Below are 18011 nucleotides of genomic sequence, written 5' to 3'. Positions count from 1 at the left end.
CCCGTGCTGACCCGATCCCTTGCCTGTCTCGCCGTCCTGGCCGCCGCCGCCTGCACCCCGCAGGTGCCCGACAGCGGCGCAACCTTACGCGAACAGCCCGCCCAGACGGGCCAGTTCGACATGGGCGCGCCCGCGCCGGTGCAACCCTTCGGCGGACCTTCCGCCGTCAGCAGTTCCGAGCTTGCGAGCGCCGGAATCGGGATGGGCCAGATCGGCACCGGCGCGCCGGTCCCCCCGGTCGCGACCGCGGCACCCGCGCCGGCGCCCACCGCCGCCAACCCGCTTGGCATCTCGGACGAGAACGACTTCAACGCCGTCTCGGCCCGCGAATCCATCGAATCGGATGCGCAACGCCGCAACCAACTGGCCGCCCAACGCCAGGAAGTCGCCCCCACCGCGATTCCCCAGCGTCCCGCCGACACCGGCCCCAATATCGTGCAATACGCGCTCACCGCGCCGAACCAGAAAGGGCAGGAGTGGTATTCCCGCTCGATCTTCGCGAGCGAGGCGCGGTTCCAGCGCAACTGCGCGCGATACGCCTCGCCCGACGCGGCGCAGCGCGACTTCCTCGCCAACGGCGGGCCGGACCGGAACTACGCGGGGCTCGACCCCGACGGGGACGGCTTCGCCTGCGGCTGGGATCCCGCGCCCTTCCGCCTCGCCGCCGGGGGCTGAGCGATCCGGTCGCCCAACAACGGCCCCCGCAGGGGCGGCGTGCGGCCTGACCTGATCGTCCTGCACTACACCGCCATGCGCGACTGTGACGCCGCCGCCCGGGTGCTCTGCGATCCAGCGCGCGAGGTGTCTGCCCATTACCTCGTGCGCGAGGATGGTGAGGCGATCGCGCTGGTCGATGAGGATCGGCGCGCCTGGCATGCCGGGGCAGGGCGCTGGGGGGGCGTCACGGACATCAACAGCCACTCCATCGGGATCGAGATCGCCAACCCCGGCGATTGCCCCTATCCCATGGCCCAGATGGACGCCACCTGCGCGCTGGTGGCGGACATCATGGGCCGCTGGGGCATTCCGCCCACGCGCGTCATCGGCCATTCCGACTGCGCGCCGGGTCGCAAGATCGACCCCGGCCCGCGCTTCGACTGGCGGCGGCTCGCACGCGAGGGGCTCTCGGTCTGGCCCGCGCCCGCCGCCCCCGGCGATCTGCAGACGGACCTGCGCGCCTTCGGCTACACGGCGGAGGTGGACGACGCCACGCGCCTTGCCGCCTTCCGCCTGCGCTTCCGCCCCCGCGTCGAAGGCCCCGCGGATGACGCCGACGCCGCCCTCGCCGCGGACCTCGCCGCGCGCTTTGCCGTTGACCGGGACGCGCCCGCGGGCTAGCCCGGCGCCGACACGGACGGCTGGATGATCGCGCCCTTCTTCGGAAGGTCGAGGAAAGTCCGGACTCCATCACAGGCACGGTGCCGGGTAACGCCCGGCGGGGGCAACCCCAGGGACAGCGCCACAGAGAACAGACCGCCGGGCAGCGCTCGGCAAGGGTGAAACGGTGGGGTAAGAGCCCACCGCGCGAGCGGTAACGCAAGCGGCACGGCAAGCCCCACCGGGAGCAATGCCAAATAGGGGCCCTGCGCCGGAGCGATCCGGCAGGGATGCCTTGACCCCAGGGGCCCGGGTTGGCAGCCAGAGGGTCGTCGGCAACGGCGGCTTGAGACGAATGATCATCCATCCGCGCATGTCGCGGGGGACAGAATCCGGCTTACAGGCCGTCCGTGTCATCGACGGGCCTTTTGCGGTTGACTTGACCCCGCGCCCGGGTAGAAGGCGAACTTCAAAGAGATACGGCGCGCGGCCCCTGTCCGCCGCAACCAGGAGAGAGACCATGGCGAAGCCAACCACGATCAAGATCCGCCTGAACTCGACCGCGGGCACCGGGCATTTCTACGTCACCAAGAAGAACGCCCGTACCATGACCGAAAAGATGGTCATCAAGAAATACGACCCCGTTGCGCGCAAGCACGTCGATTACAAGGAAGGCAAGATCAAGTAAGATCCTGCCCCGTCGGTCGATCCGATCCGAAGGCCCCGCATGACGCGGGGCCTTTCGCGTTTCCGCCCCTTGGATCTCCACCCGCCGCCCGCCGTCCCGCGCGGCGGCTGCCTCAACGGCCGATCCCGCCTCTCCTCAGGACGCGGTCGGGGCCCGCCGAAAAACCTGGCCCCCCTTCTCTGTTCCGGAAATATCCCCGCCGGAAGCATTGGCCCGCAGGGCCAACCCCCCGGCGTTCCATCTGCGCCTACCGCTTTCTTCCCAGGCGCGTGTTGTCCCTCTCTGTTCTGAAAATATCCCCGCCGGAGGCATCGGCCCGCAGGGCCGACCGTTTCCCGTGCCCTGCCAAGAAAAAGGCCGGCCCCGAGGGACCGGCCTTTGCCGTCATCCTGCCTGGGCGGCTTACTCGCGGTTGCCGAAGAGCTGCAGCAGGAACATGAACATGTTGATGAAGTCGAGGTAGAGGTTCAGCGCCCCCATGATCGCCGACTTCGCCAGCCATTCGCTGTCGCCGTGCTGGGCGTGGGCGATGTAGTCCGTCTTGATCTTCTGGGTGTCGTAGGCGGTCAGACCTGCGAAGATCAGCACGCCCAGGACCGAGATCGCCAGTTGCACGGTGCCGGAGCCCAGGAAGATGTTGACGATGCTCGCCACGATCAGGCCGACGACGCCCATGATCAGGAAGCTGCCCCAGCCCGAGATGTCCTTTTTCGTGGTATAGCCCCAGAGCGACAGGCTCGCGAAGGCGATCGCGGTGATGAAGAACACCTGGATGATCGACACGCCGGTGTAGACCGCGAAGATCCAGCTCAGCGACAGGCCCATCAGGGCGGCGAAGGCGTAGAAGAACGTCTGCGCGCCGGCGGCCGACAGCTTGTTGATCATCGCGCCGAAGGCGAAGACCATCGCAAGCGGGGCGAACATGATCACCCACTTCAGAGGGCTGGTCCACAGCGTGGCGCCGAACTCCGTCAGGTAGGTGTTCTGACCGATCTGGTACTGCGTCGGCGCATCCGACAGCGCAAGGCCAGAGATCGCCCATGCGGCTGCCGCGGTGATCAACATGCCCACGGACATTATGCCGTAGACCTTGTTCATGTGGGCGCGCAGGCCCTCGTCGATCATCGCCGTACGGCTCGTACCCGCGCGGGGGATCGTTTGGTATTGTGCCATCAAGACCTCCAGTAATGGATATGCATGGCGGATGATCCGCCTCCGCATCCAATATCGGGATCCGGCCCCCGCAATTCAAGTGGCAATGGGGTCTCAGCGGTCACGACGCCAATGCGCCGGGGCGGACCAGGCGGAGCGGTGTGCTTGCGCGTCCAGATCGGCCCGGGTCAGGCCGATATCCCGCAAGGTCTCGTCGCTCAGACGCGAGATGTCGCGGCGTTCGCGCCAGTTCGCATCCGCGGCAAGCAGTCGCGCCAGAAGCGACGGGCGGCGACGGATTCGGTGGGCGCGGTGAAGGGCGAGGATGGACATGGCATTCTCCTTTGCAATGGGTGGGGGTCGTTCGATCCCGTTGCTTGATATCTGGCGCAGCTTGGCGCATACCTCAAACGAATGATTTTGACGTGACACATCACGGGTGCTGATATGATCCGGAACCTCGATCTCACCGCCTTGCGGTCCTTCGTCACGGTCGCCGAGGCCGGCGGCGTGACCCGGGCGGCGGGGCTTTTGAACCTGACGCAATCGGCGGTCTCGATGCAGCTCAAGCGGCTGGAAGAGCAGTTGGGCCTGTCGCTGATGGACCGCAGCGGGCGCACCATCGGGCTCACCTCGGCGGGGGAGCAGCTTCTGGGCTATGGGCACAAGGTGCTGGGGCTCAACGACGAGATCTTCAGCCGGCTGACCGCGCAGGAATATTCCGGCACCCTGCGGCTGGGGCTGCCCTACGACATCGTCTATCCCTTCATGCCGCAGGTGCTGAAGGCGTTTTCCGCCGCGTTTCCGCGGATGCGGCTGCAGATGATCTCGGAGCCCACGGTGCGCCTGAAAGAGGCCTTCGCGCGCGGCGAGTGCGACCTGATCCTCACCACCGAAAGCGCCCCCGACGCGGGCGGCGAGGCGCTGGTGACGCTGCCGCTCGTCTGGGTCGGGGCCGTCGGTGGCACCGCCTGGCGGCAGCGGCCCCTGCCTTGGGCCTATTGCAAGAACTGCATCTTCCGCAGCGCCACGATCCGCGCGCTCGAGGAGGCCGGGATCCCCTGGGAGATGGCGGTGGATTCCGAGATGGACAGCACCGTGAACGCCGCCACCAGCGGCGATCTGGGCGTGCAGGCCATGTTGCGCACGGCGATCCCGCCACAGTGTGAGCAGATCGACCACGGCGGCGTGTTGCCGGACCTGCCGGACGTGAAGATCGTGCTTTACGCGCAAGGCGGGGATCGCTCCGACGCGATCGCGCGCCTGACCGAGATGCTGCGCGTGAGCTACGGCAAGCGCGAACCCGCTATGGCGTGATCACGACCTTGCCGGTCGCGCGCCGTTCGGCCAGCAGCGCCAGGCCTTCGTCCGCGCGGACCAAGGGCAGGGTGTGGCTGACGTGCGGCGAAAGACGGCCCTGCGCGTACCAGTCCATGAGCTCGGCCAGGCTGTCGGTCAGCACCTCGGGCGCGAACTTGAGGTAGCCCCCCCAGTAGAAGCCCAGCACGTCGATGTTCTTGACCAGCAGGACGTTGGCGGGCGGTTTCGGCACCGTCCCGCTGGCGAAGCCGATCACGACGATCCGCGCTTCGCGGTTGCAGGCCGACAGGGCCGCCGTGAAGGCATCGCCGCCGACCGGATCGTAGACCACGTCGACGCCGCCCAGCGCCTTCAGCCGCGCCTTCAGATCGCCCTCGGCACTGTCGATCAGGTCGTGCGCGCCGGCGGCCCGGGCGACCTCCAGCTTCTCGGCACCGCGGGCCACGGCGATCACGCGGGCGCCCAGGGCGGCGCCGATCTCTACCGCCGTGAGGCCCACGCCGCCGGAGGCGCCGAGCACCAGCAAGGTCTCGCCCGGCTGCAGGCGCGCGCGGCGGGTCAGCGCCAGGTGAGAGGTGCCGTAGGCCACCTGGAACCCCGCCGCCACGGTATCGGGCATCTCCTTCGGGACGGGGCGGCAGAGGGCCGCGGGAAAGACGCCCACCTGTGCCAGCCCCCCCTGTCCGCCGAAGACCGCCACCCGCGCACCGACGGGCGGGCTTTCGACGCCACAGCCCAGGGCCGTGACGGTGCCGCAAACCTCCATCCCGAGGGTGAAGGGCGGCGCGGGCGTGTCCTGGTAGGTGCCCTTGGCCATCAGCATGTCGGCAAAATTCAGCCCGCAGGCGTGGATCCGCAGGGCGACTTCGCCCGGTCCGGGGGTGGGGGCTTCGATGTCCTCAAGCGCGGGGGGGCTGTCGAAGGTCTCTAGTCGGAAGGCTTTCACGGGTGCGTCCTCGGGGATATATCGGTTCGACCGGGCGCGGGACCGGTCATGCCAAACGTATCTGCCTTATACCCGAACGGAGTAGAGGCATAACCTTTTAGATAACTTGTTCTGCTTTTTAGATATCGTAACATAGGTGAACGCAACGCCGGGTTGACGATCGCCCCGTGATGCTAGGTTCGATCTCGCCTTGCGCATGGCGTCGGGACTGATCCGCGGGTTCAAGGTTCGCGGTGGATCCCCCGATGGGCGGGCGAGGCATTCAAAAGGGTTGGAAGGTTCTGCAAGATGAAGCACGAAGTTGATGTCCATGTCGGAAAACGCATTCGCCACCGGCGCTGGATGCTTGGCATGACGCAACAGAACCTGGCCGAAGCGGTGGGCATCAAGTTCCAGCAGATCCAGAAGTACGAAACCGGCATGAACCGCGTCAGCGCCTCTCGCCTTTGGGACATCGCCGTGGCGATGAACGTCGAGGTCTCGTTCTTCTTCGAGGGGATCGAGGAGAGCCCGGACGCAACTCCGAAGGCCGGCGACTACCTGTCCGACCGCGAGGCGATGGAGCTTCTGCGCTCCTACTACGCGATCCCGGAGAACCAGCGCCGCCGGTTGTTCGACCTGGCCCGGGTGCTCAGCGAAGCGGCCTGAGCGCCGCGGGGCTTTGCACTGGCGAGCGGGGTGGCGTCCCGCTAGAAGGGGGCGGTGGATTGCACCGGGACCCCTGTCATGGATGACGCGCTGAAAGAGACATTGATCGCCACGGCGCACCGGGCGGCCGATGCGGCGCGGCCCCTGACGCTGGCGTCGTTCCGGCAGGCGGATCTTGCGACCGAGGACAAGGGGCAGGGCGCCTTCGACCCCGTCACGCAGGCCGACCGCGACGCGGAAACCGCGATCCGCGCGGTGCTGGCGACAGCCCGCCCCGACGACGCGATCCTGGGCGAGGAACTGGCGGATAGCGGCGGCAGCAGCGGTCTGATCTGGGTGATCGACCCCATCGACGGCACGCGCGGCTACATCAGCGGCACGCCGACCTGGGGGACGCTGATCTCCGTCGCGGAGGCGGAGGGTCCGATCTTCGGGCTGATCGACCAGCCTTACATCGGCGAGCGTTTCGCGGGCGGCTTCGGCATCGCCCGGCTCGACGGGCCGCATGGCGCGCGCGCGCTGCGCTGCCGCACGACGGCGACGCTGGCGGAGGCCACGATCCTCACGACCTTCCCGGAAGTGGGCACGTCGGTCGAAGGGGCGGCGTTCCACGCACTGGCGCAACGCTGCCGCCTGACCCGCTACGGGATGGATTGCTACAGCTATGCGCTTCTGGCGCTGGGACAGGTCGATCTGGTGGTGGAGGCGGGGCTGAACGCCTACGACATCCAGGCGCCGATCTGCGTGATCGAAGCGGCGGGCGGGATCGTCACCGACTGGCGCGGCGGTCCGGCGCACCAGGGCGGCCGGGTGCTGGCCGCGGCCAACGCGCAGATCCATGCCGCGGCGCTTGGCGTGTTGCGGGACTGCGCCGATGGCTGAACGGATCCTCAGGAACGCGGCGCATCTTCTGACCATGGACGACGCGGGCACCGAGGCGCGGGGCACGGACATTCGAATCGAGGATGGCGTCATCACCGAGATCGGGCCGGATCTTGCGGGGGAGGGCGAGAGCCTGGACGTCTCGGGCTGCGTGGTGACGCCGGGGCTGGTGAACACGCATCACCATCTTTACCAATCGCTGACCCGAGCGGTGCCGGGCGGGCAGGACGCGCTGCTCTTCGGGTGGCTGAAGACGCTATATCCCATATGGGCGCGCTTCGGCCCGGAGGAGATGTTCACCTCCACCCAGACCGGGCTGATCGAACTGGCGCTGTCGGGGTGCACGACGACCTCGGATCACCTCTACCTCTATCCCAACGGGGCGCGGCTCGACGACACGATCCATGCCGCCGCCGAGGTCGGCCTGCGCTTTCATCCCACCCGTGGCGCGATGAGCATCGGTGAAAGCGACGGCGGCCTGCCGCCCGATGCGCTGGTGGAGGCCGAGGCCGCGATCCTGGAGGATTGCATCCGCGTGATCGATGCCTTCCACGACCCCCGGGAGGGGTCGATGTGCCGGGTGGGCATCGCGCCCTGTTCGCCTTTCTCAGTCAGCACGGACCTGATGCGCAACGCGGCGTTGCTGGCGCGCGACAAGGGGGTCATGCTGCACACCCACCTGGCCGAGAACGACGAGGACGTGGCCTATTCGCTGGAAAGGTTCGGCTGCCGGCCCGGGCAATACGCGCAGGACCTGGGCTGGACCGGGGACGACGTCTGGCACGCCCATTGCGTGAAGCTCGACGGGGCGGAGATCGACCTCTTCGCCCGCAGCCGCACCGGGGTCGCGCATTGTCCCTGCTCGAACTGCCGGCTGGGATCGGGGATCGCGCCGGTGCGCGCGATGCTGGACGCCGGCGTGACGGTGGGGCTGGGGGTGGACGGATCGGCCAGCAACGACGCGGCCTCCCTCATCGGGGAGGCGCGGCAGGCGATGCTTCTGCAACGGGTGAGCCTCGGGGCCGATGCGATGAGCGCGCGGGCGGTGCTCAGGCTTGCGACCCGCGGCGGGGCGGAGGTGCTGAACCGGCCCGACATCGGCCAGATCGCGGTGGGCAAGCGGGCGGATATCGCGGTCTGGGATGTTTCCGGCATCGAAAGTGCCGGAAGCTGGGATCCCGCCGCCCTGGTGCTGGCGGGTCCGACGCGGGTGCGCGACCTGCTGGTCGAGGGGCGCCGCGTGGTGTCGGACGGACGGATGGTAACGGTCGATGCGGATGCCACAATTTCAACGCAGAACCGCCTTGCTAGGAAGCTTGCCTGACTGTTGATATGGCCGAAGATCAACTTGTTGGAGAGTAAAGATGAAGATTTTCGCCCTCGCCGCCGCCGTCGCGACCCTGGCCCTGACCGGGGCCTGTGTTCCGGTCCAACTCAACAACGCGGGCGGGATCGCCACGGGGCAGTCGCTGCCCGCCAAGGACCCCGCCTATCCAGCGTTCTACGAAGAGTTGAACGCCTTCCGCGCCCAGAACGGATCGCAGGCGATGGTGCCCAACGCGCAGCTCGAAGGGGTCGCCACGGCCTACGCCGGGCGGATTCGCGCCACGGGGGAATTGTCGCACCGGCTGGACGGGACGACGATCAGCAGCCGGGTCAACCGCGCCGGCATCTCGACCTGCACGGTGGGCGAGAACCTGGCCTACGGCTTCGCCGACGCGGCCACCGTGCTCGAGCAATGGAAAGGCTCTCCAAAACACCGGGCCAACCTGCTGTCGAACCGCTTCACCCATTACGGCCTGGGCCGGTCGCAGAACCACTGGGTGATGGTGCTGGCGCGTCCCTGCTGATCGGCGCGATGGGCGGTCCCGCCGACCGGCAGGGCCGGTCGCTTCGGCAGGATCGCGCGCGCCCAGGCGGGCAGGATCGCGGGCAAGGAGGCGTCCGCGGTGTCGCGCGGGGTGGCCGGGTGCGCGCTTACGCGCCGATCCGGCAGGTCCCCGCGACCCAGGTTGCCCGCACGGCGCGGTCGTCGCCCATCATGATGGTGGGAAAGAGCGCCTCCCAGATGTCCTCTGCCCGGGCGGCGCGCTGGGCGATGGCGGGGGTGGAGGCAAGGTCGAGCACCACCAGATCCGCCGCGGCCCCGGCCCCGAGGTGTCCGATCCGGCCGCCCCTGTGCAGCGCACGGGCCGAACCTTCGGTGGCGAGCCACATCAGTTGCGCGGGGTGCAGCGGCTGGCCGCGCAGCTGGCCGATCTCGTAGGCGGCGGCCATGGTGCGCAGCATCGAGAAGCTGGACCCGCCGCCGGTGTCCGTGGCCAGCCCGATGCCGAGGCCTGCGCGCGCGAGCCCCATGACATCCATCAGCCCCGATCCGATGAAGGCGTTGGAGGTCGGGCAATGCACCGCTGCCGCGCCGACCTCGCCCAGGCGGTCGATCTCGCGCGGTTCCAGGTGGATCGCGTGGCCGTAGAGCCCGCGGCGCCCCAGCAGGCCGTGCTGCTCGTACGTATCGAGGTAATCGCGAGCGTTCGGGTAGAGGTCGCGGACCCAGGCGACCTCGTCGGTCTGCTCGCTCAGGTGGGTCTGCATCAGGCAGTCGGGATGCTCCGACCAGAGCGCGCCCAGGGCCGAAAGCTGGTCGGGCGAGGAGGTGGGCGAGAAGCGCGGCGTGATGGCGTAGGTCGCGCGCCCGCGCCCGTGCCAGCGCGCGATCAGCGCCTTGCTGTCGTCGTAGGCCGATTGCGCGGTGTCGCGCAGATCGTCGGGCGCGTTGCGGTCCATGCAGGTCTTGCCGCCGACGACGGCCATGCCACGCGCCTCCGCCGCCTCGAACCAGGCGTCGACGGACCCGGGGTGGATCGTGCAGAAGCTGGTCTGCGTCGTGGTACCGTGGGCGAGGGCGAGGTCCAGCGTGCGGTTCGCGATCCGGGCCGCGTAGGCTGGGTCGGCGAATCTCGCCTCCTCGGGGAAGGTGTAGGTGTTGAGCCAGTCGATCAGCCGCTTGCCCCAGCTCGCGATCATCGCGGTCTGGGGATAGTGCATGTGCGCGTCGACGAAGCCCGGCCCGATGAGCGCGTCGCCGTAGTCGGTGACGGGGGCTTGCGGGTGGTCCGCGCGCAACCGCTCTGCCGGGCCCACCGCCGCGATCCGGTCGCCGTCGATCAGCACGGCGCCCGCGCTGTCGTGGCGCGCGCCCTCCGGGCCGTCCGGCAGGGTAATGGTGTCGAAGCCAAGGGTCTGGCCGAGAAGGAGGTGCTGTGTCATGCGCCGCACCCTAGGGGCTGATGCGGCGGTCCACAATTGCCCGAACGCGGTTGCCGCGGCGCGCGTGCAGGCTATTCTGCGGGCTGAACTGCAAGGGGGCCGCCATGACCGACGCACAGACCGACCCCGACCAGATCGAGGACACCGAGGACGAAGCCTTCGGCATCACCGAGCGGATCGTGAACGAGGTGCTGGAGGCGATCGAGGCGCGCGACACCGCCCGGATCGACGCGGTTCTGGATCCCCTGCACCCCGCCGACATCGCCCACCTGATCGAGGTCATCGACATTCGCCCGCGGGCGGAGCTGCTGACGCTCTGGCGCGGGGGCCTCGACGGGGAGGTTCTGTCGGAGCTCGACGAGAACCTGCGCGAGGAAGTCATCGCGGCGCTGAACCCGGCGGAACTGGCCGAGGCGATGGCCGACCTCGACAGCGACGACGTGGTGGACCTTGTCGAATACCTCGACGAGGACCAGCAGGCGGCGGTGCTGACGGCCCTGTCGCCCACCGACCGCGTGGTGGTGGAACAGTCGCTGTCCTACCCGGAGGAATCCGCCGGGCGTCACATGCAGGTGGAGCTGGTGCGCGCGCCCGAGCATTGGACCGTGGGCGACGCCATCGACTACCTGCGCTCGGACGTGACGCTGCCGGACCAGTTCTACCACATGATCCTGGTGGACCCGCGCCTTAAGGCCACGGGCTACGTCACGCTGGGCCGCATCCTGTCCCACCCGCGCGGCACGCGGCTGCTGGACCTGGTTGAGGACACCTTCCGCACGTTCCACGTCGAGCAGGACGTGGAAGAGGTCGCGCAGGCGATCAACCACTACCACATGATCACGGCCCCCGTGGTCGACGACAACGACCGGATCGTGGGCGTCATCACCATCGACGACGCGATCCGCTTCCTCGAGGAAGAGGCGGAGGAGGACCTTCTGCGCCTTGCCGGTGTGGGCGAGGGGAGCATCTCCGACCGGGTGCGCGACACCACCAAGCAGCGTGCGCCCTGGCTTGCGGTGAACCTCTTCACCGCGATCCTGGCCTCGCTGGTGATCTCGCTTTTCGAGGATACGCTCTCGGCGCTGGTGGCGCTGGCGGTCTTGATGCCCATCGTGGCCTCGATGGGGGGCAACGCGGGCACGCAAAGTCTCACCGTGGCGGTGCGCGCACTGGCGACGCGGGATTTGACGGGATCGAACGTCTGGCGGGTGATCCGGCGCGAGGTGCTGGTGGGACTCATCAACGGGCTTCTCTTCGCGGTGGTCATGGGGGTCGTGGGCCTGGTGTGGTTCGGCAGCCCGATGCTGGGGCTGGTGATCGCGGTGGCGATGGTCATCAACCTGGTGATCGCGGGGCTTGCGGGCACCGTGGTGCCGATCGTGCTGGACCGGCTCAATATCGACCCCGCGCTGGCCTCGGGCGCCTTCGTGACGACGGTGACGGATATCGTGGGTTTCTTCGCCTTCCTCGGTCTCGCAGCACTCTGGTTGCTGTGACGGACGGCCCGGTCCCCGACTTCAAGGCGCAGGCGCGCGCGGTGGCCTTCACCCGCCGCGCCGAGGCCCATGCGCATGCGCGCGCTGCTGCGGGCAAACTGTCGGAGGTGCTGGCAGGCCATCGCGGCGTGCCGCTGGCGGGCTACGCCGCGATGCGCACCGAGATCGACCCGCGCCCCGCGCTGGAGGAGGCCGCGGCCCATGGTCCCGTGGGCCTGCCGGTGATCGAAGCCCCGTCCAGCCCGTTGCGCTTCCGCCTCTGGACGCCGGAGAGCCGGATGGTCGAGGGCACCTTCGGCGCGCCGGTGCCGGAGGAGGGGGAATGGATGGTGCCGCAGATCCTGATCGTGCCGCTGGTGGCCTTCGACCGCGCGGGCGGGCGGCTGGGCTACGGCGGCGGCTTCTACGACCGCACGCTGGAGGCGCTGCGCGCCGCGGGGCCGGCCCTTGCCATCGGGTTCGCCTATGCCGCGCAGGAGGCGGGGGACCTGCCGCAGGAGGCGACCGATCAGCCGCTCGACATGATCGTGACGGAGGCGGAGGTCATCGTTCCGGGCTGATCCAGTGGCGGACTTCTGGGTGTCATCGGGGCATCATCGGGCGACCGGTCAGGCGCTGTCGAGGCGAGGAGGGCCGGAACGGGTGGCGCTCAGGCGTCGCTCCTCCGGCACCGCTTTCTCTGGCACCGAGGGCTAAGGCGCGATAAGGGCGGGGGCATGAAAATCCTCTTCCTGGGCGACGTCATGGGACGCGCCGGCCGCACCGCCATCACCGACCATCTGCCCCGGTTGCGCACCGAATGGCGGCTGGATTTCGTCGTCGTCAACGGCGAGAACGCCACCAACGGCGCGGGTCTTTCGCCCGATCACGCGAAACTCATACTGGAGGCTGGGGCCGACGCGGTCACGCTGGGCGATCACGCCTTCGACCAGCGCGACATGATGGCCTTCATCGAACGCGAGCCGCGGATCCTGCGGCCGCTGAACTTCTCGAAAAGCGCGCCGGGGGCGGGCGCGCGGGTCTATACCGACGGACGCGGGCGCAAGGTGCTGGTGGCGCAGGCGCTGGGCCAGGTCTTCATGAAGCGACCCTTCGACGATCCCTTCTCGGCGCTGGACGGGGTGCTCAAGCAATACCCGATGGGCGGGCAGGTGGCGGCCTCCCTCGTGGACATCCATTGCGAGGCGACGTCGGAGAAGATGGCGGTGGGGCATTACTGCGACGGGCGCGCGAGCGTGGTGGTGGGCACCCATACCCACGTGCCCACGGCGGACGCGATGATCCTGCCCGGCGGCACCGCCTACCAGTCGGACGCGGGCATGTGCGGTGACTACCAGTCGGTCATCGGGATGGAGAAGGACGAGCCGCTCAACCGCTTCATCACCGGCATGCCACGGGGCCGTTTCCAGCCCGCGGGCGGAGAGGCGACGCTGTCGGGGCTCTACGTCGAGACCGACGACCGCAGCGGCAAGGCGACCCGGATCGAGATGGTGCGCCAGGGCGGCAGGCTCTCCGCGGCGGGCCCTGCGTGAGCGAACGGGCGCGCCTGACCGGGTTCCTGGTTCTGCTGGGGCTGGGATGGGGGCTGACCACGCCGCTCAACAAGATCACCGTCTCGCTGGGCCGGGCCGAGATCGCGCTGGTCTTCTGGCAGATGCTGATCGGCGCGGTGCTGCTGGGGATCGTCCAACTGATGCGGCGCAGGCGGCTGCGGCTGACGCGGGCGACGCTGGGCGTCTGGGTCTTCATCGCGCTGATGGGGACGATTCTGCCGAACTCGGCCAGTTTCCGCGCCGCGGCGCAACTGCCCGCCGGGATCATGGCGATCGCGATCGCCAGCGTGCCGATGTTCGCCTTTCCGATGGCGCTGGCACTGGGCACGGACCGGTTCACCTGGCTGCGCGCCCTGGGGCTGGGGTTGGGGCTGACGGGCGTGGCGCTGATCGCGCTGCCGCAGTCCAGCCTGCCGGACCCCGCGATGGCGCCCTGGCTGCTCGTCGCGCTTGTCGCGCCGTTCTGCTACGCGATCGAGGGCAATGCCGTCGCGCGCTGGGGCACGGGGTCGCTCGACGCGGTGGACGTGCTCTTCGGCGCCTCGCTGCTGGGCGCGCTGGGGACGGGAACGCTGGCGGCGGCCACTGGGGCGATGTTCGTGCCGCGCCCGCCCTTCGTGCTGGCGGATGCCTCTTTGCTTGCGACTTCTGCCATCCACGCGGGCGTCTATTGCGGCTACGTCTGGCTGGTGGGCCGGGCGGGGGCGACCTTCGCGGGTCAGGTCGCCTACCTCGTGACCGGCTTCGGCGTGGCCTGGTCGATGATCCTGCTGGGAGAGCGCTATTCGCTCTGGGTCTGGACGGCGCTGGCGGCCATGCTCGCGGGGCTGTCGCTGGTCAAGCCGCGCGACCCCGATCCCCCTCCGAATCCCATTGCTCCGAACGCTGTGGCGCGTCATGATGGAGCGTCCTGACCGAGCGCTTCCATGTTCCTGACCGACTTCCTCGCCGACCACAAGGCGGCCTTCACCCTGGGTGTGCTGGGCCTGATGTTCATCATGTTCCTGCGGGAGACCTTCCCCACCGAGGTCGTGGCGCTGATCGGCGCAGGCATCCTGCTGGTCTCGGGCGTGCTGAGCTATGACGAGGCGGTGGCGGTCCTGTCGAACGCCGCGCCCTGGACCATCGCGATGATGTTCATCGTCATGGGGGCCCTGGTGCGCACAGGGGCGCTCAATTCGGTCAGCCAGGCCGCCGAACGCGCCGCCCGGCGCAACCCCCGGCAGGCCATGGGCGGCGCGATGGGGTTCGTCGTCTCGGCCTCTGCCTTCGTGAACAACACGCCGGTCGTGGTGGTGATGCTTCCGGTCTTCGTGCAGATGGCCCGCACGATGAAGGTCGCGGCCTCCAAGCTGCTGATTCCGCTGTCCTACGGGGCCATCGTCGGCGGCACGCTGACGCTGATCGGGACCTCGACCAACCTCGTCGTCGACGGGGTGGCGCGCCAGTCGGGGCTGGAACCCTTCGGCATCTTCGAGGTGACGCCTATCGGCCTGGTGATCCTCGTCTGGACGATGGGCTACCTGATCCTGTTCGGCAATCGCCTGCTGCCCGATCGCACCAGCATGGCGGCGATGCTGTCGGACCGGTCCAAGATGCGCTTTTTCACCGAAGCCGTGATCCCGCCCGAGAGCAACCTGATCGGGCGCGAGGTCATGGGCGTGCAGTTGTTCCAGCGCGAGGGCGTGCGCCTGATAGACGTGGTGCGCGGCGATGCCTCGCTGCGGCACGAGCTGGAGACGGTCGAACTGCAGGTCGGCGACCGCGTGGTGCTGCGCACGGCGATGACCGAACTGCTGTCGCTGCAGCAGAACAAGGAGTTGCGGCGCGTCGACCAGGTCTCTGCGGTGGAGACGACGACGGTGGAGGTGCTGATCTCTCCCGATTCGAAGATGGTGGGCCGCCAGTTGGGCGCGATGCGGCTGCGGCGGCGCTACGGGGTCTACACGCTGGCGATGCACCGGCGCGACAAGAACATCCGCGGGCTGCAGGACGTGATCGTGAAGGTGGGCGACACCCTGCTTCTGGAAGGCGCGCCAGAGGATATCCAGCGTCTCGCCGCCGACATGCGGCTGGCGGACGTCTCCAAGCCGACGGAGCGGGCCTATCGCCGCAGCCACGCCCCCATCGCCATCGCCACGATGGTGGGTATCGTGGCGCTGGCCGGCTTCGGCGTGGCGCCGATCCTGCTGTTGTCCTTCATCGGCGTGGTGATCGTGCTGGTGACCGGCTGCATCGACGCGGACGAGGCCTTCGCCAGCATCGACGGGCCGCTTCTGGCGCTGATTTTCGGGATGCTGGCGGTGGGGGCCGCGCTGGAAGCCTCGGGCGCCGTCGAGGCAATCGCCGCCGCCGTCGCACCCTCGTTGCAGACGCTGCCGCCTTACGTGGTCGTCTTCGCGGTCTATTTCCTGTCCATGGTCCTGACCGAGATGGTGTCCAACAACGCCGTGGCCGTGGTGCTGACCCCGGTGGCCATCGGGCTTGCGGGCGCGCTGGACGTGGACCCGCGACCCCTGGTGATCGCGGTTATGATGGCGGCCTCGGCCAGTTTCTCGACCCCGATCGGCTACCAGACCAACACGCTGGTCTACGGCCCCGGCGGGTACAAGTTCACCGACTTCCTGCGCGTCGGCCTGCCGCTGAACCTGAGCCTGGCCGTGATCTGTTCCATCGCGATCCCGATGATCTACCCGCTGGTGCCGTGATGCGACGCACGCCGCGCCTTGCAGGGCGGGGGCGGGCTGCGGTATAGGCGCGCGAACGACGTAAGTGAGGACCTCGCCATGGCCGGCCATTCCAAATGGGCAAACATCCAGCACCGCAAGGGGCGCCAGGACAAGCTCCGGGCGAAGCTCTTCTCGAAGCTGTCGAAGGAGATCACGGTGGCCGCCAAGATGGGCGACCCCGATCCCGACAAGAACCCGCGCCTGCGCCTTGCGGTGAAGGAGGCCAAGTCCTCCTCCGTCCCCAAGGACGTGATCGAGCGCGCGATCAACAAGGCCTCCGGCGGGGAAGGCGAGAACTACGACGAGATCCGCTACGAAGGCTACGGCCCCGGCGGCGTCGCCGTGATCGTCGAGGCGATGACCGACAACCGCAACCGCACCGCGTCCTCCGTCCGCTCGACCTTCACCAAGAGCGGCGGCAATCTGGGTGAGACGGGCAGCGTCGGCTACATGTTCGACCGCAAGGGCCAGATCATCTACCCGGCTTCCGTCGGTGACGAGGACACGGTGATGATGGCCGCCATCGAGGCCGGGGCCGAGGACGTCCAGTCCGACGAGGAGTCCCACGTGATCCTTTGCGAGGCGACGGCGCTGAACGACGTCTCCACCGCGCTGGAGGCCGAGCTGGGCGAATCCGAATCAACCAAGCTGGTCTGGCAGCCCAACATGCAGACCGAGCTGGACCTGGAGGGGCTGCAAAAGTTGATGCGCCTGGTGGAGACGCTGGAGGACGACGACGACGTGCAGAGCGTTACCACCAACGTCGAGGCCAGCGACGAAGTCATGGCCGCCTACGCGGAGAGCTGAGGGCTACCGGATCGAAGGTTGGAAAAGGGCTTCCCGGCGGAAGCCCTTTTTTCATGGGGCCGTGCGGGGGCCTGACCGCTGGATGACGTCAATGCAGCGAAGGTCGGCTTTGAGCCCTCACTACCAATCCGTCGTTGTGCAGCGAACGACCGCTCCCCCGGACAGCCAGAAACGTGCCCATCCACATAGGTTTTGCCGTGCCGTTATGTCTGGGCTAGCTTGCTGACTGAGCGGCAACGCGCGACGAGGAACAGAAACGGCTTCTATTGACGCATCGACTCAAGTTGATGGGGGGATCGAGGCTGGTCAAATGAGTTTAAGCTTTAACAGTTTTACGGATAGATAGCGATCGACTGAAGCTAACGGAGACATCTGATCGATGCCAGAAAAGAAATTCGAAGTAGGTCATTGCCCTAGTTGCGGTGCGGAGCGGGCGGATGTTGTTGCTGAACACAAAGAGGAATACCGCAGCCCCGACTTTGATGCTATGACATACTATCAGGTTCTAGAGTGTCGCGGGTGTGGTACGCACTATTTCAAATCCAATAGCTCGAATTCCGAGGACTTCCACTATTACTATGATGATGAGGTTGGCTCGGATGTGCGAGAGTATACAGAGACCATCAACTATTGGCCCCCGGCAGCAAAGCGTAAGCCGCCGGAGTGGACAGACGAAATCAAGTTCGAAGATCGAATTCTCGGCTCACTATTCGATGACGTTTATACAGCACTAAGCAACAATTTGGGAGTTTTGGCTGCTATTGGCATGCGGACGGTATTTGATCGTGCGTCTGAATTACTCAAAATTGACCCCGCCATGACTTTTCAGGACAAGCTAAGAGAGCTGAAAGCTGGTGATCACATAACTGAAAAGGAGAAGGTGGTTCTCGGTGCATTGATTGATGCCGGGAGCGCCGCAGCGCATCGAGGCTGGCAGCCGAAACCCAAGCAGTTGGATGCCATGATGACAATTCTCGAAGCCTTTCTGCATCGCGCCTTCTTGCTTGAGGATATTGGAGCCGAACTAGGCAAGGGTGTGCCTAAACGACAGCCTAAGGGTGAAAATAAGAAACCCACGTAGTGTTTACGTTAACTCAAGTGTTGGACGTTGGTGAAATTCGTCCTTGAAAGCTGCCCCCGCCCGGCAAGGCGATTAAGTCATCATCTCGGCGCAGCCGAGCGCGTTGATCAGACTTTCCATGA

The 18011-nt window shown here is 67.5% G+C and carries 19 protein-coding genes and 1 other RNA gene; 16 read left to right on the top strand and 4 right to left on the bottom strand.

Going from position 1 to position 18011, the window contains the following annotated elements; genetic code table 11:
- Positions 1-3: 3 nt before the first annotated feature.
- The 4 genes from EU805_RS11750 to rpmG all read left to right on the top strand — a co-directional run bounded on the left by EU805_RS11750 (position 4) and on the right by rpmG (position 2005).
- Positions 4-675 (top strand): hypothetical protein, encoded by a 672-nt coding sequence (locus EU805_RS11750; protein WP_242494135.1) that lies wholly within the window; start codon positions 4-6, stop codon positions 673-675.
- 39 nt (positions 676-714) lie between these two features.
- Entirely contained in the window at positions 715-1338 is a 624-nt protein-coding gene (locus EU805_RS11745) for an N-acetylmuramoyl-L-alanine amidase (RefSeq protein ID WP_370318203.1), read from the top strand.
- 12 nt (positions 1339-1350) lie between these two features.
- Positions 1351-1733: RNase P RNA component class A (gene rnpB, locus EU805_RS11740), an RNA gene on the top strand.
- 104 nt (positions 1734-1837) lie between these two features.
- A complete protein-coding gene (gene rpmG / locus EU805_RS11735) occupies positions 1838-2005 on the top strand; it encodes a 50S ribosomal protein L33 (RefSeq protein ID WP_045995705.1) in 168 nt (55 codons plus the stop codon).
- A gap of 402 nt (positions 2006-2407) precedes the next feature.
- Here the strand turns inward: rpmG and EU805_RS11730 are convergent, their stop codons facing one another.
- Both EU805_RS11730 and EU805_RS17955 read right to left on the bottom strand, forming a co-directional pair.
- Complete coding sequence (locus EU805_RS11730; protein WP_129764171.1) at positions 2408-3178, bottom strand: Bax inhibitor-1/YccA family protein; 771 nt, start codon at positions 3176-3178, stop codon at positions 2408-2410.
- A 93-nt stretch (positions 3179-3271) separates the two neighbouring features.
- Complete coding sequence (locus EU805_RS17955) at positions 3272-3388, bottom strand: DUF1127 domain-containing protein (RefSeq protein ID WP_370318205.1); 117 nt, start codon at positions 3386-3388, stop codon at positions 3272-3274.
- A gap of 216 nt (positions 3389-3604) precedes the next feature.
- Here EU805_RS17955 and EU805_RS11720 point away from each other — a divergent pair, with 216 nt between their 5' ends.
- Positions 3605-4474 (top strand): LysR family transcriptional regulator, encoded by an 870-nt coding sequence (locus EU805_RS11720; RefSeq protein WP_129764169.1) that lies wholly within the window; start codon positions 3605-3607, stop codon positions 4472-4474.
- Here the strand turns inward: EU805_RS11720 and EU805_RS11715 are convergent.
- Positions 4464-5423 carry an NADPH:quinone oxidoreductase family protein gene (locus tag EU805_RS11715; protein ID WP_129764168.1) on the bottom strand — a complete coding sequence of 320 codons (960 nt, stop codon included), beginning with the start codon at positions 5421-5423 and terminating at the stop codon, positions 4464-4466. The two genes, EU805_RS11720 and EU805_RS11715, sit on opposite strands and share 11 nt — an antisense overlap.
- Before the next feature lie 288 nt (positions 5424-5711).
- Between EU805_RS11715 and EU805_RS11710 the strand changes: the two genes are divergently transcribed.
- From EU805_RS11710 to EU805_RS11695, 4 genes are all read left to right on the top strand, one after another.
- The gene (locus EU805_RS11710; RefSeq protein ID WP_129764167.1) at positions 5712-6071 is read left to right on the top strand and encodes a helix-turn-helix domain-containing protein; all 360 of its coding nucleotides are present in this window, start codon (positions 5712-5714) and stop codon (positions 6069-6071) included.
- A 78-nt stretch (positions 6072-6149) separates the two neighbouring features.
- Complete coding sequence (locus tag EU805_RS11705; protein ID WP_129764166.1) at positions 6150-6953, top strand: inositol monophosphatase family protein; 804 nt, start codon at positions 6150-6152, stop codon at positions 6951-6953.
- On the top strand, positions 6946-8277 hold the full coding sequence (locus EU805_RS11700) for an 8-oxoguanine deaminase (RefSeq protein ID WP_129764165.1): 1332 nt from the start codon (positions 6946-6948) through the stop codon (positions 8275-8277). Before EU805_RS11705 ends, EU805_RS11700 begins: the two co-directional genes overlap by 8 nt.
- Positions 8278-8317: 40 nt before the next feature.
- Positions 8318-8803 carry a CAP domain-containing protein gene (locus EU805_RS11695; RefSeq protein WP_129764164.1) on the top strand — a complete coding sequence of 162 codons (486 nt, stop codon included), beginning with the start codon at positions 8318-8320 and terminating at the stop codon, positions 8801-8803.
- A 127-nt stretch (positions 8804-8930) separates the two neighbouring features.
- Here the strand turns inward: EU805_RS11695 and guaD are convergent, their stop codons facing one another.
- Positions 8931-10223: a guanine deaminase gene (gene guaD, locus EU805_RS11690; protein WP_129764163.1), complete on the bottom strand. Its 1293-nt coding sequence runs from the start codon at positions 10221-10223 to the stop codon at positions 8931-8933.
- A gap of 104 nt (positions 10224-10327) precedes the next feature.
- On the opposite strand from guaD, the gene mgtE reads away from it, so the two are divergent.
- The 7 genes from mgtE (at position 10328) to EU805_RS11655 (ending at position 17889) form a co-directional block, all read left to right on the top strand.
- On the top strand, positions 10328-11719 hold the full coding sequence (mgtE, locus tag EU805_RS11685) for a magnesium transporter (RefSeq protein ID WP_129764162.1): 1392 nt from the start codon (positions 10328-10330) through the stop codon (positions 11717-11719).
- On the top strand, positions 11716-12279 hold the full coding sequence (locus EU805_RS11680; RefSeq protein WP_129764161.1) for a 5-formyltetrahydrofolate cyclo-ligase: 564 nt from the start codon (positions 11716-11718) through the stop codon (positions 12277-12279). Before mgtE ends, EU805_RS11680 begins: the two co-directional genes overlap by 4 nt.
- 156 nt (positions 12280-12435) lie before the next feature.
- A complete protein-coding gene (locus EU805_RS11675; RefSeq protein ID WP_129764160.1) occupies positions 12436-13251 on the top strand; it encodes a TIGR00282 family metallophosphoesterase in 816 nt (271 codons plus the stop codon).
- On the top strand, positions 13248-14186 hold the full coding sequence (locus EU805_RS11670; protein ID WP_129764159.1) for a DMT family transporter: 939 nt from the start codon (positions 13248-13250) through the stop codon (positions 14184-14186). The genes EU805_RS11675 and EU805_RS11670 overlap by 4 nt, the downstream gene beginning before the upstream one ends.
- 12 nt (positions 14187-14198) lie before the next feature.
- Positions 14199-15980, top strand: coding sequence for an SLC13 family permease (locus EU805_RS11665; protein ID WP_129764158.1), 1782 nt, complete (start codon positions 14199-14201; stop codon positions 15978-15980).
- Positions 15981-16058: 78 nt separating this feature from the next.
- Complete coding sequence (locus tag EU805_RS11660; protein ID WP_129764157.1) at positions 16059-16808, top strand: YebC/PmpR family DNA-binding transcriptional regulator; 750 nt, start codon at positions 16059-16061, stop codon at positions 16806-16808.
- Positions 16809-17187: 379 nt separating this feature from the next.
- Positions 17188-17889, top strand: coding sequence for a DUF4145 domain-containing protein (locus EU805_RS11655; protein ID WP_129764156.1), 702 nt, complete (start codon positions 17188-17190; stop codon positions 17887-17889).
- The last annotated feature ends 122 nt before the right edge of the window (positions 17890-18011 follow it).

Source organism: Salipiger sp. IMCC34102 (genome assembly GCF_004145405.1).
Classification (GTDB): Bacteria; Pseudomonadota; Alphaproteobacteria; order Rhodobacterales; family Rhodobacteraceae; genus Loktanella.
The sequence above is the reverse complement of the archived record's forward strand: the minus strand, read 5'-3'. Positions and strand labels throughout refer to the sequence as shown.

Coding starts and splice junctions, on each gene's coding strand:
- EU805_RS11655 (WP_129764156.1), top strand. CDS start 17,188: ATGCCAGAAAAGAAATTCGAAGTAGGTCATTGCCCTAGTTGCGGTGCG.
- EU805_RS11665 (WP_129764158.1), top strand. CDS start 14,199: ATGTTCCTGACCGACTTCCTCGCCGACCACAAGGCGGCCTTCACCCTG.
- EU805_RS11660 (WP_129764157.1), top strand. CDS start 16,059: ATGGCCGGCCATTCCAAATGGGCAAACATCCAGCACCGCAAGGGGCGC.
- guaD (WP_129764163.1), bottom strand. CDS start 10,223: ATGACACAGCACCTCCTTCTCGGCCAGACCCTTGGCTTCGACACCATT.
- rpmG (WP_045995705.1), top strand. CDS start 1,838: ATGGCGAAGCCAACCACGATCAAGATCCGCCTGAACTCGACCGCGGGC.
- EU805_RS11705 (WP_129764166.1), top strand. CDS start 6,150: ATGGATGACGCGCTGAAAGAGACATTGATCGCCACGGCGCACCGGGCG.
- EU805_RS11730 (WP_129764171.1), bottom strand. CDS start 3,178: ATGGCACAATACCAAACGATCCCCCGCGCGGGTACGAGCCGTACGGCG.
- EU805_RS11720 (WP_129764169.1), top strand. CDS start 3,605: ATGATCCGGAACCTCGATCTCACCGCCTTGCGGTCCTTCGTCACGGTC.
- EU805_RS11675 (WP_129764160.1), top strand. CDS start 12,436: ATGAAAATCCTCTTCCTGGGCGACGTCATGGGACGCGCCGGCCGCACC.
- mgtE (WP_129764162.1), top strand. CDS start 10,328: ATGACCGACGCACAGACCGACCCCGACCAGATCGAGGACACCGAGGAC.
- EU805_RS11700 (WP_129764165.1), top strand. CDS start 6,946: ATGGCTGAACGGATCCTCAGGAACGCGGCGCATCTTCTGACCATGGAC.
- EU805_RS11710 (WP_129764167.1), top strand. CDS start 5,712: ATGAAGCACGAAGTTGATGTCCATGTCGGAAAACGCATTCGCCACCGG.
- EU805_RS11695 (WP_129764164.1), top strand. CDS start 8,318: ATGAAGATTTTCGCCCTCGCCGCCGCCGTCGCGACCCTGGCCCTGACC.